Raw genomic sequence first — 11,923 nt, forward strand, 5'->3', positions numbered from 1 at the left:
CATGGGATTTGGCGGCCAGGTCAATGACCTGCTAACTTTTTCTCCGCACCCGATGAGGGTGCCACGCGGATGTGGCTCAGTTGGTAGAGCATCACCTTGCCAAGGTGAGGGTCGCGGGTTCGAGTCCCGTCATCCGCTCGGGCGATTGGCGCAGCGGGAGCGCGCTTCCCTGACACGGAAGAGGTCACTGGTTCGATCCCAGTATCGCCCACGGTAGTTGCCCCGGACCCGCGTCCGGGGTTTTCCTTAACCTGGCTCGATCGACCTGACGACGACCTCATGGCCGGAGGACTGACAGCTGACTGCACACCGTATGCCCGCCGTTCGCCCTGACATTCTTCCCGTGGTGCTGGGCGGAGACACGGGTGCCTACGCCCTGGCTCGCCAGCTGCACGAGGCGACCGGACAACGGGTCCGGCTCATCTCTCCCAGCCCGGTCCAGGCGATTGCCCTGTCCTGCTACATCGACGTCATCAACCAGGGCTATGCCGACCAGACGGCCCTGATGGACACCCTGCGCAGCCTGGTCGACGGTCGTGGGCCGCGTAGCGCCGTCGTCATCGGCAACTGGGACTGGGCGGCAAGCTTCCTGGCCCGCCATCGTCACGAGCTCGAACCGCAGTACGTCGTTCCCTTCCCGAGCCTGGAGGCCATGGACGCGCTGAGCGACAAGGTGGCTTTCGCTCGTGCCTGCGCCGAGCACGGGCTGATCACGCCGCGACAGGTCGTGGTCCGTGGCAGCCAGCTGGCAGCGGGGGACCCTGAGGTGGGGATCGACTTTCCCCTGATCGGCAAGCCGGCCGTCGGGGCGGACTGGGACGCCCTGAGCTTCCCCTCCAAGCGCAAGATCTACCAGATCGACACTCCTGACCAGCTGCGCCGGCTGTGGCAGGACCTGCGCGAGGCGGGGTTCGCCTCCACCTTCCTCATTCAGGAGCGTATCCCGGGCGAGGATGACGCGATGCGCTCGGTGACGGCCTATGTGGCCTCCACGGGCGAGGTCACGATGATCGGATCGGCCCGGGTGCTCCTGGAGGACCACGCGCCGAGCCTCATCGGCAACCCGGTGGCCATGATCACCGAGCCCTACCCCGAGCTGTGGGCGGGCGTGGAGTCCTTGCTCGCCTCCAGCGGGTACCGGGGATTCGCCAACTTTGACCTCAAGGTTGATCCCCGCACCGGGCAGGCCGTCTTCTTCGAAGTCAATCCCCGCATCGGCCGCAACAGCTACTACATGACCGCTGCCGGGGTCAATCCCATGGTGCCCATGATCGAGGACCTGGTCGATGGCCGCCCGGGGCCGCGCAGGCAGGCGTGCCAAGAAGTTCTTTACACCTTGGTACCCATCCACCTCATCCTCCACCAGGTCCGTGACCGCCAGCTGCGCAGGCGCGTGCTGCGCCTGGCCTGCCACGCCGTCGATCCTCTGCAGGATCCTGCCGAGAAGTCGCTGCGGCGTCGGGTCATCCTGGCTGCTCAGAGGCTCAACCACGATCGCAAGTTCCACCGCTACCGGCCCCGGCCCCTGCTGCGACGCGGGTAGGCCCCCTGAGGCGGGGGGGCGACTCCTCCTCGGGGAGGATTGGTGGGGCTCCTACGGCTGCCATACCATGGGCCGGTCACTACATGCCCGGAGGAGAGATCCTGATGCCCTCGTACCCTGCCTCTGCCGAGACGTCTGGGGGGGGGTCTTCCTCTGCCGAGACGGCGCGCCTGGTACCGCTTGATGCTCGTCAGATGCGGATCGCCGTCGGCTGCACCCCGGCCCCTGTCGAACAGCTTCAGGTCTGGGAGGCCTTCGAGGCCAGCCAGGAGCACCCGCTCTTCGGGCGCTACGCCTACATGATCGAGGACAAGCCGGTGGCCGTCCTCGCGCTCTACCGTTACGAGATCGCCGGACAACCCTACCTGTGGGCCAAACGAGGGCCGGTCTGGCTCAAGGAGCAGAGCCCGCAGCGCGAGGCCGAGCTCCGGCGCCTGCTGGTGGCCGAGGTGCGCAGGCGCGAGCCTCGGATCGTCTTCATCCGGATGCACGCCCGCTTCCAGGCCCGCGACACCCACCCCCTCATGGCTTCGATCACCTATGACCGCACCTACGTCATCGACCTGCGGCCCGGCACGCCGCAGGCGATCAGCCAGGCGATGCCAAAGGACGGGCGCCGTGGTGTGCGCCGGGCCGAGCGCGTGGCTCGTGAGGCCGGCTGCGTCATCGCCGAGGAGACCGGCCTGAGCCGTGAGCAGTTCGAGGAGGTCTACCAGGTCATGCTCGCTACGGCGCGGCGTGACGGCTTCCGGGCCCATCCCTCACAGGTCTACTGGGACATGCTCACCCAGCTGGGCAGCGAGCACGCGCGGCTGTTCGTGCTGCGTCGCGACGGCGTCGCGCACTGCTGGGACCTGGTGACGGTCTCGGGCACGATGGCTACGGCCTACTATGGCGCCTCCTCGGACGAGTCCCGCGGCTTCCGCGGCGCGGAGGCGCTGGACTGGGCTGTGGCGTGCACCATGGCAGCCGAGGGCAAGGAAGGGCTGGACCTCATGGGGGCGGAGTCCTCCCGGGTACCGGAGCTGTACTCCGTAGGCCGTTACAAGCGACGCTTTGCCCAGGCTCCCACGGAGGTCGACGGCGCCTGGGACGTCTACCTGCGCCCGGCCACCTACCGGCTCCTGAGCCTGGCTCGCCGGGGCCGTCACCTGGTCAGGCGGCGCCTGGGAGTCTGAGGCAGCGGCACGGTGGCGCCACTGGCTATGATCCGGTGCGTACGCGCGAGCACCAGTACAGCCCGCGCCGCCTACCTGAAGGAGTACCCGTGTCACCCCAGCAACTGACCATCACCCTCGACGGCGCCGAGCGCATCATCGAGGAGGGCACCACGGGAACGACCCTGTTCGAGGGCGACCGCGATGTCGTGGCGATGAAGGTCGACGGCGAGCCGTGGGACCTGTCCCGCGAGCTTCACACCGGCGCCGTCGTCGAGCCCATTATGCTGGCCAGCCAGGACGGTCTCAACATCCTGCGCCACAGCGCCACCCACGTCATGGCCCAGGCCGTCCAGGAGATCTTCCCCGAGGTCAACCTCGGCATCGGACCCTTCATCACCGACGGCTTCTACTACGACTTCGGCAATATCGACGCCGTGACCCCGGAGCTGCTCAAGGACATCGAGAAGCGCATGAAGCGCATCGTCAAGGAGGGGCAGTCCTTCGTCCGCCGTGAGATCAGCGAGGAGGAGGGACGCGTCGAGCTGGCCGACCAGCCCTACAAGCTCGAGCTCATCGACACCAAGGGCAAGGGCGCTGAGGCCTCGGCCAGCGTGGAGGTCGGCGCCGGCGGCCTGACCATCTACGACAACGTGCGCAGGAACGGTGAGGTGGCCTGGAAGGACCTGTGCCGCGGCCCGCACCTGCCCTCCACCAAGCTGATCGGCCAGGGTTTTGCCCTGACCAAGTCCTCCTCGGCCTACTGGAAGGGTGACCAGCACGGCGACTCCCTCCAGCGCATCTACGGCACTGCCTGGGCCTCCAAGGAGGATCTCAAGGCCTACCAGACCCGCCTGGCCGAGGCCGCCAAGCGCGACCACCGCAAGCTCGGGGCCGAGCTGGACCTGTTCTCCTTCCCTGAGGAGATCGGCCCGGGTCTGGTCGTCTTCCACCCCAAGGGCGGCATGCTGCGCCACGAGATCGAGAAGTACGTCATCGAGCGCCACGAGCGGGCCGGCTTCGACTTTGTCCACACCCCGGAGATCACCAAGGCGGGCCTCTTCCACACCTCGGGTCACCTGCCCTACTACGCGGACACGATGTTCCCGCCGATGCTCGCCGACGAGGAGACCGACGCCGAGGGCAACGTGACCAAGGCCGGCCAGGAGTACTACCTCAAGGCCATGAACTGCCCCATGCACAACCTCATCTTCCGCTCGCGCGGACGCTCCTACCGTGAGCTGCCGCTGCGGCTGTTCGAGATGGGACACGACTACCGCTACGAGAAGTCCGGCGTGGTCCACGGCCTGACTCGCATGCGCGGCTTCACCCAGGACGACTCCCACACCTACTGCACACGCGAGCAGGCTCCGGAGGAGATCAAGAAGCAGATCGAGTTCTTTATCTCGATCCTCAAGGCCTTCGGCCTGACGGACTTCTACCTGGAGCTGTCCACCCGCGACGAGGACGGGGCCAAGAAGGACAAGTTCATCGGCTCGGACGAGGACTGGGAGGCGGCCACCCGCACCCTGTCCCAGGTCTGCGCCTCCACGGGCCTCGACCTCGTGCCTGACCCGGGCGGCGCCGCCTTCTACGGCCCCAAGGTCTCCGTCCAGGTCAAGGACGCCATCGGCCGCACCTGGCAGATGTCGACGATCCAGTACGACTTCAACCAGCCCGAGCGCTTCGACCTGGAGTACACCGCCGCGGACGGCTCCCACCAGCGCCCGATCATGCTCCACTCGGCCAAGCTCGGCAGCGTCGAGCGCTTCATCGGCGTGCTCACCGAGCACTACGCCGGGGCCTTCCCGGCCTGGCTGGCCCCGGTCCAGGTGCGTCTGATCCCGGTGGCCGAGGCCTTCGACGACTACGTCACGCAGGTCGCCGCCAGGCTGCGCGAGCGGGGCGTGCGCGTGGAGACGGACCTGTCCGACGACCGCTTCGGTAAGAAGATCCGCAACGCCTCCAAGGAGAAGGTCCCCTTCACCCTCATCGCCGGTGGTGAGGACGCTGAGGCTGGCGCCGTCTCCTTCCGCTTCCGTGACGGCGAGCAGACCAACGGCGTGCCGGTGGACGAGGCGATCGAGCACATCGCCGACGTCATCGCCCGCAAGGTCAACGACCCGGCGGGGGAGAAGCTCGCCCGATGAGTGAGCACGCTGCGGCCGACGACGCAGGCCGGGCAGACCTGACGGACCTGCCCGGCACCGTCGTGGACGGTCCACTCGGACCGGTCACGATCCAGGCCCCCTTCCAGCACGCTGACGCCCCTGACCCCTTCGGCCGCCTGTGGACCCCGCACCGCATGGTCTACATCGGCGGGCAGGACAAGCCGGCTGACTCCTCCAGCCACAGCTGCCCCTTCTGCGCCGCGCCCGGTCGCGGCGACGAGGACTCCCTCATCGTCCATCGGGGCGAGAGGGCGTACGTGCTGATGAACCTCTACCCCTACAACACCGGCCACCTGCTCGTGTGCCCCTACCGCCACATCGCAGACTGGACCGAGGCCACCGCCGCCGAGCGCGCGGAGATCAGTGAGCTGACCGCCCGTGCCATGGAGGTGGTACGCCAGGTCAGCCACCCCCACGGCTTCAACCTGGGGATGAACCAGGGACAGGTGGCAGGTGCCGGGATCGCGGCGCACCTCCACCAGCACATCGTGCCCCGGTGGACGGGGGACGCGAATTTCATGCCCATCATCGGCAAGACGAAGCCTGTGCCCCAGCTCCTGGGCGAGCAGCGTGAGCTGCTCGCCCAGGCGTGGGGCGCTGACCCTGACAACCCCAGTCCCCGGTGAGGCCTGAGGCTCCTGCCCCGCCCCGCCGTCGACCCACCCCGATCGCAAGGAAGACATGCTCGGACAGCACGGACGTGGCCTGACCAAGGCCCTGTTCACCACACCCGCCCTCGCTATGGCGAAGATCGGGATCACCCCCAACATGCTGACCGTCACCGGCACGATCGCCTCGGTGGCGGTGGCGGTGGCCACCCTGCCCCAGGGCCACTTCATCCTGGGACCGGTGCTGGCGGCCCTGGTGCTCGTGGCGGACTCCTTCGACGGGATCCTCGCCCGCGCCACCGGACGGACCTCGGTCTTCGGCGCCTTCCTGGACTCGACCCTGGACCGCCTGGCCGACGGCGCCGTCTTCGCCTCGCTGGCGGCCTGGGCGGGGCTGCACCTGCCCGAGGGCACGCAGCGCACTCTCACGCTCGGCGCCGCCCTGGCCTGTGTGGTGCTGGCAGCGGCCGTCCCCTACGCCCGGGCCAGGGCGGAGTCGGTGGGTGCCACCGCCTCGATCGGGATCGCAGAGCGCACGGATCGATTGGTCGTGGCTCTGCTGGCCACCTTCGTGGTCGGCCTGGGAGCGCCGACGTGGGTGCTGACGGCGGCCCTGGTCCTGGTGGCGGCAGCCTCCTTGATCACAGTGGTGCAGCGTGTGCTCACGGTGCGCAGCCAGCTCCTGGCACGCGGCGACGGTCGTGAGGGCCAGCCTGACCAGGAGCACCAGCGGTGAGCCTGGGAGCCGAGGACCTCTATCGCCTGGCCTGGCGCTGGGTCCCGCGCCTGCGTGCGCGGGTAGGCTACGGTGCCTTCCACCTGGGGGCGGACGTGGCCTGGGCGGTACAGCGGTTGTCTGGCTTCGCGGGCAACGCTCGCACTGGCGGCGTGCCTCAGCTGCGTGGCAACCTCGCCCGTCTGCTGCCCGAGGGGACCTCACGAGGAGACCTGGAGGCGGCGACGCGGGCGGGCATGCGCTCCTACATGCGCTACTTCTATGAGGTCTTTGCCCTGCGAGGACTGAGCCCGACGCAGGTGGACGCCCGGGTGCGAGCGGTCCTGGACCCCCGGCTGCAGGCGGACCTGGAGCGCGGCAGCATCGTGGTGGCCCTGCCCCACATGGGTAACTGGGACCTCGTGGGGGCCTGGGCCAGCCGTGTCCTGGCTCCCGTGCTCACCGTGGCCGAGAAGCTGGAGCCACAGGACCTCTTCGAGCAGTTCGTGGCCTTCCGCCAGGGCCTGGGCATGAGGATCATCGGGCAGGCCCGCGGGCAAAAGGTCTTTGACGAGCTGGTCTCGGCCGCAGGCGAGGGCCGCTACGTCGTCGCGCTGCTGGCCGACCGGGACCTGTCCTCCTCAGGCATCGAGGTGGAGCTGGCCGGTGAGGTCGCACATGTGGCGGCAGGTCCGGCGGCCATCGCACACCGTCTGGACCTGCCCCTGTACGTGGCCACGGTGTCCTACGAGCGCCTGCACGGCGAGCGACGGCGTCGCGCGGGCGGAGCATGGGGCGTGGAGCTGGTCCTGACCAAGGTGGAGCGCCCCCAGGTCCCGCCGGTGGCCGAGAGCGGTGAGGCCACGAGCACCAGGGCTCGCGACCGCCAGGTGGTGGCCGCCTGGACGCGTGCGTGGGCTGCTGCCCTGGAGCCCGGGCTGACCCGCCACGCCGTCGACTGGCACATGCTCCAGGCCGTCTTCGATGCCGATCTGGACCAGGAGCGTCTGGCCCGCTCCCGCGCGAGGGAGGCTGCGAGCCAGGCCTCGCAGACGGTTGGGGGTACCGGCCGCGTGGATGAGGAGGAGTCATGAGGATCGGGCTGGTGTGCCCCTACTCCATGGACGCCCACGGCGGTGTCCAGGTGCACGTGATGGACCTGGCCGGTGAGCTCATCCGCCGTGGCCACGAGGTCCAGGTCCTGGCGCCGGCCTCGGTGGACCTGGAGCTGCCCGACTGGGTGACCAGCGCGGGCGACTCCGTGGCCATTCCCTACAACGGCTCCGTGGCCAGGCTCAACTTCGGGGCGCTGGTGGCCCGGCGGGCCAGGCGCTGGCTCGAGGCTGGCGATTTCGACCTGGTCCATATCCACGAGCCCATCACCCCCAGCGTGGGGATGCTCGTCCTCCAGGCCGCCCAGGCGCCGGTGGTGGCGACCTTTCACGCCGCCATGGACCGCTCGATCGCTCGTGAGCTGGTCTCACCGGTCATGGCTCCGCTCCTGGAGCGGATCACGGCCCGGATCGCGGTCTCCGAAGAGGCCCGGCGCACCCTGGTCCACTTCCACGGTGGCGACGCCGTCGTCATCCCCAACGGCGTCAACGTCGCCCCCTTCGCCAGCGCGCCCGACGACGATCCGCGCTTCGCCGGCACCGACCAGGCGCCCACGATCAGCTTCCTCGGGCGCCTGGACGAGCCTCGCAAGGGCCTGTCCGTCCTGGCCGGGGCGATTCCGACCGTGCTGGAGGCCGTGCCCGGCGCCCGCTTCCTCATCGCCGGACGTGGCGAGGCCGGTCAGGTGCGTGAGCAGCTGGCGCCCTGGGGTGAGCACGTGGTCTTCCTCGGTGGGGTCAGCGACGAGGACAAGGCCGCCATGCTGGCCTCCTCGACCTGCTACGTGGCGCCGCAGACAGGGGGAGAGTCCTTCGGGATCGTGCTTGTGGAGGCCATGGCGGCAGGCAGCCACGTCATCGCCTCAGACCTGACCGCCTTCTCCGACGTCCTGGGCCAGGGCCGTTACGGCGCGCTGTTCCGCAACGAGGACAGCCAGGACCTGGCCCGGGTCATCGTGGAGACCCTGACCAATACTGAGGCAGCTAGCGCCCGGCGCCAGGCGGCTGACGGCGTAGTCGGCCGCTACGACTGGTCGACCGTGACCGACGCCGTCCTCGACGTCTACGACATGGCGCTGTCCACGGCGCACACGCGTGTGACCGCGGCCAAGGGCGCGCGTACGGTGGTGGGCCGCATCCGTGACGCCTTGGAGGTGGGGGAGCGATGAACCAGGTGATCGCTGCTGGTGAGCAGACGGCGCAGTGGCAGCTGGCCGGCCTTGTCACGGCGCTCCTGGCTTTGGTGGTACTCGTGACCGGGTGGGTCCTGTACGCCCACGCCCTGCGGGTCGACCGCCTGCACCGCCAGGTCCTGGGCTCGCGCGCGACCCTGGAGGCCCAGCTGGTCCACCGTGCCCAGGCGGCCGCGGAGATCGCCTCCCTGGGCCTGCTGGACCCGGCCTCGGCCCTCCTGGTGTCCCGGGCTGCGCACGAGGCGCTGGAGGCTGGCGGCCCCCTGGTTGACGACGGGTTGGACCCGGAGGCTGAGACCGCCGCCCAGGTACGTAGCCGTGCGGCTGCAGAGTCAGACCTGTCCCGGGTCCTGCGCACGGTGCTGTCCGAGCCAGTCCGCCAGGAGCTCGGCCAGACCGAGGCCGGGCGTGAGGCCCTGGACCGGCTGGACCGCAGCTCCTACCGTTTGGTCATCGCCCGCCGTTTCCACAACACCCACGTGGCCCAGGCCCGTCAGCTGCGCGCTCGCACCCTGGTGCGCGTGGCCCACCTGGCCGGGCACGCCCCCATGCCGGCGGCCTTGGACATGGACGACGACGTCACGCCCCTGCCAGCAGCCGACCTCGTTGAGGACGCCGACCCGGCCCGGGAGACCCCGTGAGCCTTGACCCGTCCACCGGTCAGCGGCGGGCGAGCTGGTCCAGCCCTCAGGCGCTACGGCGTCGCCGTGTGCGTGATGTCGCGGCCTACCTCATGGCTGCCCTGGGCGGGGTGGGACTGCTGATCGTGCTCGCCGTCATCTACGCCCAGGCCGGCGACGGCGCTGCCATGATCTGGCCGGCCCTGCTGGCCTTGGTCCCTCTAGGCATCGTGTTGGTGGCCGTGCGGTGGATCGACCGGTGGGAGCCCGAGCCGGTCCCGAACCTGCTCGTGGCCTTTCTATGGGGTGCGGGAGTAGCCACCGTCATCTCTCTGGCGGTCAACACGACGACGGCGGTCCTGGCGGCCTCGGCCTCGGTGGCCAGTGGGGACCTGGTGGCCTCGATCGTCTCCGCGCCCCTGATCGAGGAGATGACTAAGGGGCTGGGGGTCCTCATCATCTTCCTGGTGTGGCGAGGCTCCTTCAACGGCCCGGTGGACGGGATCGTCTACGCGGCGGTGGTGGCGGCAGGCTTCGCCTTCGCTGAGAACATCCTCTACTTCGTCCAGTTCCGTGACCAGCTCATGGCGACCTTCGTCATGAGGGCAGTCGCCTCGCCCTTCGCCCACGTCACCTTCACCGCCTGCACGGGACTGGCCATCGGGCTCGCCTCGCGGATGCGCTCGCCCGTGGCCTGGGTGTGGATGACGCCGTGCGGGCTGGTGGGCGCCGTCGCCCTCCACGCGTTCTGGAACGGCGTGCTCTCGGCCGCCCCCTCCCTCTACCTCCTGGTGGAGGTTCCCTTCTTCCTGGCCTGCGTGAGCCTGGTGGTCTGGTTACGCTGGAGCGAGCGCATGACGATGCGCCAGCGCCTGGCGGACTATGCCCGCGCCGGCTGGTACGAGCCTGCGGAGATCACGATGATCACCACCGGGGCCGGCCGGGCCACGGCCACGCGCTGGGCCAGGCAGCGCGGACCGGCGGCCCAGGCCGCGATGAAGGACTTCCTGGCGGCCTCGGCGAGCCTGGCCGCCCTGCGCCAGCAGGCGCTGGACGGGCACGCCGAGGCGGACTACGCCAGTCAGGAGCGCCAGCTGCTGGAGCGGGTGCGTGGAGCCAAGGAGGAGCTGGGACAAGGATGAGTCGAGCTGAGCTGACCCCGGACGGGCGTGACCCGAAGCTGGTTCCTCGCAACTGGCGCGAGCTGATCGACCCGGCGGGGGAGTGGCACCTGGATGCTGAGGGTCTGCCGCGACGCCGGGGCGCCCGGGTCATCGCGTTGCGGACGGTTCCCACTCCCGCGATCCTCCTGGTCACGGGGCACGATCGCACCGACGCCAGCCACTGGTGGTCCTTCACGCCCGGTGGCGGGATCCTGGAGGGCGAGACCAGCCGCCAGGCCGCGGCACGCGAGCTGGCCGAGGAGACCGGCATCGAGCTGGCCGACGACGCCTTGAGGGGCCCCGTGGTCTACCGCGACAGCCGCTTCGACTTCAACCTGGTCACCGTCCGCCAGGAGGAGGAGCTCTTCCTCGCGCTGCTGGACCCAGGCCAGGCCGAGGCCAGCGCCGACCTGGACGGCGAGATGGACCGCAGCGGATGGACGGACCTGGAGCGTGAGGTCCTGGACTCCGTGCGCTGGTGGCCCTTGGAGGAGCTGGAGCGCGCAGTGAGCCAAGGCATGACGGTCTACCCGACCCAGCTGCCCGGGCTGGCCCGCGAGCTGCTGGCCGGGTGGAACGGTGTGGCCTGGTCGATCACGGAGTGGGACTGAGGTCCGCGCGGGGCGGGGCCCGGCGTACGATGCCGCCACCGAACCGTTGTCGCCGTGGGGCCTGGCTCCACGGCCCGTCCTTGAGGACACGCATGAGCACCACCAGCCCGACCACCGGCACCCTGACGATCAAGCGCGGCATGGCCGACATGCTCAAGGGCGGCGTCATCATGGACGTCGTGACCCCCGAGCAGGCGCGCATCGCCGAGGACGCGGGCGCCGTCGCCGTCATGGCCTTGGAGCGTGTGCCCGCTGACATCCGCGCCCAGGGCGGGGTGGCCCGCATGTCCGACCCGGACCTGATCACCGGCATCATCGAGGCCGTTTCCATCCCGGTCATGGCCAAGGCCCGCATCGGCCACTTTGTGGAGGCGCAGGTCCTGCAGTCCCTCGGGGTGGATTACATCGATGAGTCCGAGGTGCTCACCCCGGCCGACTACTCCCACCACATCGACAAGCAGGCTTTCACCGTGCCCTTCGTGTGCGGGGCGACCAACCTGGGCGAGGCGTTGCGGCGCATCACCGAGGGGGCGGCCATGATCCGCTCCAAGGGCGAGGCCGGCACCGGTGACGTGTCCAACGCCGTGACCCACATGCGCACCATCCGCGACGAGATCCGGCGTCTGACCTCGCTTCCCGAGGACGAGCTCTACGTGGCTGCCAAGGAGCTTAGTGCCCCCTACGAGCTGGTCGCCGAGGTCGCGCGCACGGGCAGCCTTCCGGTCGTCCTGTTCACGGCTGGTGGTATCGCCACACCGGCGGACGCTGCGATGATGATGCATATGGGCGCTGAGGGCGTCTTCGTGGGCTCGGGCATCTTCAAGTCTGGTGACCCTGCTAAGCGCGCCGCCGCGATCGTGCGCGCCACGGCCCAGTTTGACGACCCCGACGTCATCGCCGAGGTCTCGCGCGGCCTGGGTGAGGCCATGGTGGGAATCAACGTCGAGGACGTTCCCGCCCCGCACCGCCTGGCTGAGCGCGGTTGGTGAGGGGAGCCGTGACGGGGAGCGAGCCTGCGCGGCGCGTCGGA

The 11,923-nt window shown here is 69.6% G+C and carries 11 protein-coding genes and 2 tRNA genes; all 13 read left to right on the plus strand.

What is annotated here, in order from left to right; all coding sequences use genetic code 11:
- Positions 1 to 65 precede the first annotated feature (65 nt).
- The 13 genes from CYJ26_RS00430 to pdxS all read left to right on the plus strand — a co-directional run bounded on the left by CYJ26_RS00430 (position 66) and on the right by pdxS (position 11,882).
- A tRNA-Gly gene (locus CYJ26_RS00430) sits at positions 66 to 138 on the plus strand.
- Position 139: 1 nt separating this feature from the next.
- A tRNA-Val gene (locus CYJ26_RS00435) sits at positions 140 to 211 on the plus strand.
- 102 nt (positions 212 to 313) lie between these two features.
- A complete protein-coding gene (locus CYJ26_RS00440) occupies positions 314 to 1,543 on the plus strand; it encodes a carboxylate--amine ligase (RefSeq protein ID WP_101637763.1) in 1,230 nt (409 codons plus the stop codon).
- Positions 1,544 to 1,737: 194 nt separating this feature from the next.
- A complete protein-coding gene (locus CYJ26_RS00445) occupies positions 1,738 to 2,721 on the plus strand; it encodes a lipid II:glycine glycyltransferase FemX (protein ID WP_006549830.1) in 984 nt (327 codons plus the stop codon).
- A gap of 89 nt (positions 2,722 to 2,810) precedes the next feature.
- On the plus strand, positions 2,811 to 4,850 hold the full coding sequence (thrS, locus tag CYJ26_RS00450) for a threonine--tRNA ligase (protein ID WP_101637764.1): 2,040 nt from the start codon (positions 2,811 to 2,813) through the stop codon (positions 4,848 to 4,850).
- Entirely contained in the window at positions 4,847 to 5,497 is a 651-nt protein-coding gene (locus tag CYJ26_RS00455; protein WP_006549828.1) for an HIT family protein, read from the plus strand. Before thrS ends, CYJ26_RS00455 begins: the two co-directional genes overlap by 4 nt.
- A 55-nt stretch (positions 5,498 to 5,552) precedes the next feature.
- Positions 5,553 to 6,215 carry a phosphatidylinositol phosphate synthase gene (pgsA, locus tag CYJ26_RS00460; protein ID WP_006549827.1) on the plus strand — a complete coding sequence of 221 codons (663 nt, stop codon included), beginning with the start codon at positions 5,553 to 5,555 and terminating at the stop codon, positions 6,213 to 6,215.
- On the plus strand, positions 6,212 to 7,288 hold the full coding sequence (locus tag CYJ26_RS00465) for a phosphatidylinositol mannoside acyltransferase (protein ID WP_034235469.1): 1,077 nt from the start codon (positions 6,212 to 6,214) through the stop codon (positions 7,286 to 7,288). The genes pgsA and CYJ26_RS00465 overlap by 4 nt, the downstream gene beginning before the upstream one ends.
- The gene (locus CYJ26_RS00470) at positions 7,285 to 8,475 is read left to right on the plus strand and encodes a glycosyltransferase family 4 protein (protein WP_101637765.1); all 1,191 of its coding nucleotides are present in this window, start codon (positions 7,285 to 7,287) and stop codon (positions 8,473 to 8,475) included. The genes CYJ26_RS00465 and CYJ26_RS00470 overlap by 4 nt, the downstream gene beginning before the upstream one ends.
- On the plus strand, positions 8,472 to 9,140 hold the full coding sequence (locus CYJ26_RS00475) for a hypothetical protein (RefSeq protein WP_006549824.1): 669 nt from the start codon (positions 8,472 to 8,474) through the stop codon (positions 9,138 to 9,140). Before CYJ26_RS00470 ends, CYJ26_RS00475 begins: the two co-directional genes overlap by 4 nt.
- Positions 9,137 to 10,261 carry a PrsW family intramembrane metalloprotease gene (locus CYJ26_RS00480; RefSeq protein ID WP_244901980.1) on the plus strand — a complete coding sequence of 375 codons (1,125 nt, stop codon included), beginning with the start codon at positions 9,137 to 9,139 and terminating at the stop codon, positions 10,259 to 10,261. The genes CYJ26_RS00475 and CYJ26_RS00480 overlap by 4 nt, the downstream gene beginning before the upstream one ends.
- The gene (locus CYJ26_RS00485) at positions 10,258 to 10,893 is read left to right on the plus strand and encodes an NUDIX hydrolase (RefSeq protein ID WP_101637766.1); all 636 of its coding nucleotides are present in this window, start codon (positions 10,258 to 10,260) and stop codon (positions 10,891 to 10,893) included. Before CYJ26_RS00480 ends, CYJ26_RS00485 begins: the two co-directional genes overlap by 4 nt.
- A 92-nt stretch (positions 10,894 to 10,985) precedes the next feature.
- Positions 10,986 to 11,882 (plus strand): pyridoxal 5'-phosphate synthase lyase subunit PdxS, encoded by an 897-nt coding sequence (pdxS, locus tag CYJ26_RS00490; protein ID WP_101637767.1) that lies wholly within the window; start codon positions 10,986 to 10,988, stop codon positions 11,880 to 11,882.
- Positions 11,883 to 11,923: the final 41 nt, after the last annotated feature.

This window comes from Actinomyces urogenitalis (assembly GCF_002861525.1).
Classification (GTDB): Bacteria; Actinomycetota; Actinomycetes; order Actinomycetales; family Actinomycetaceae; genus Actinomyces; species Actinomyces urogenitalis.

What these genes read in the sequence shown, in the direction of transcription:
- CYJ26_RS00440 (WP_101637763.1), top strand. Translation starts at nt 314, where the DNA reads ATGCCCGCCGTTCGCCCTGACATTCTTCCCGTGGTGCTGGGCGGAGAC.
- CYJ26_RS00445 (WP_006549830.1), top strand. Translation starts at nt 1,738, where the DNA reads ATGCGGATCGCCGTCGGCTGCACCCCGGCCCCTGTCGAACAGCTTCAG.
- CYJ26_RS00455 (WP_006549828.1), top strand. Translation starts at nt 4,847, where the DNA reads ATGAGTGAGCACGCTGCGGCCGACGACGCAGGCCGGGCAGACCTGACG.
- pgsA (WP_006549827.1), top strand. Translation starts at nt 5,553, where the DNA reads ATGCTCGGACAGCACGGACGTGGCCTGACCAAGGCCCTGTTCACCACA.
- CYJ26_RS00470 (WP_101637765.1), top strand. Translation starts at nt 7,285, where the DNA reads ATGAGGATCGGGCTGGTGTGCCCCTACTCCATGGACGCCCACGGCGGT.
- CYJ26_RS00475 (WP_006549824.1), top strand. Translation starts at nt 8,472, where the DNA reads ATGAACCAGGTGATCGCTGCTGGTGAGCAGACGGCGCAGTGGCAGCTG.
- CYJ26_RS00485 (WP_101637766.1), top strand. Translation starts at nt 10,258, where the DNA reads ATGAGTCGAGCTGAGCTGACCCCGGACGGGCGTGACCCGAAGCTGGTT.
- pdxS (WP_101637767.1), top strand. Translation starts at nt 10,986, where the DNA reads ATGAGCACCACCAGCCCGACCACCGGCACCCTGACGATCAAGCGCGGC.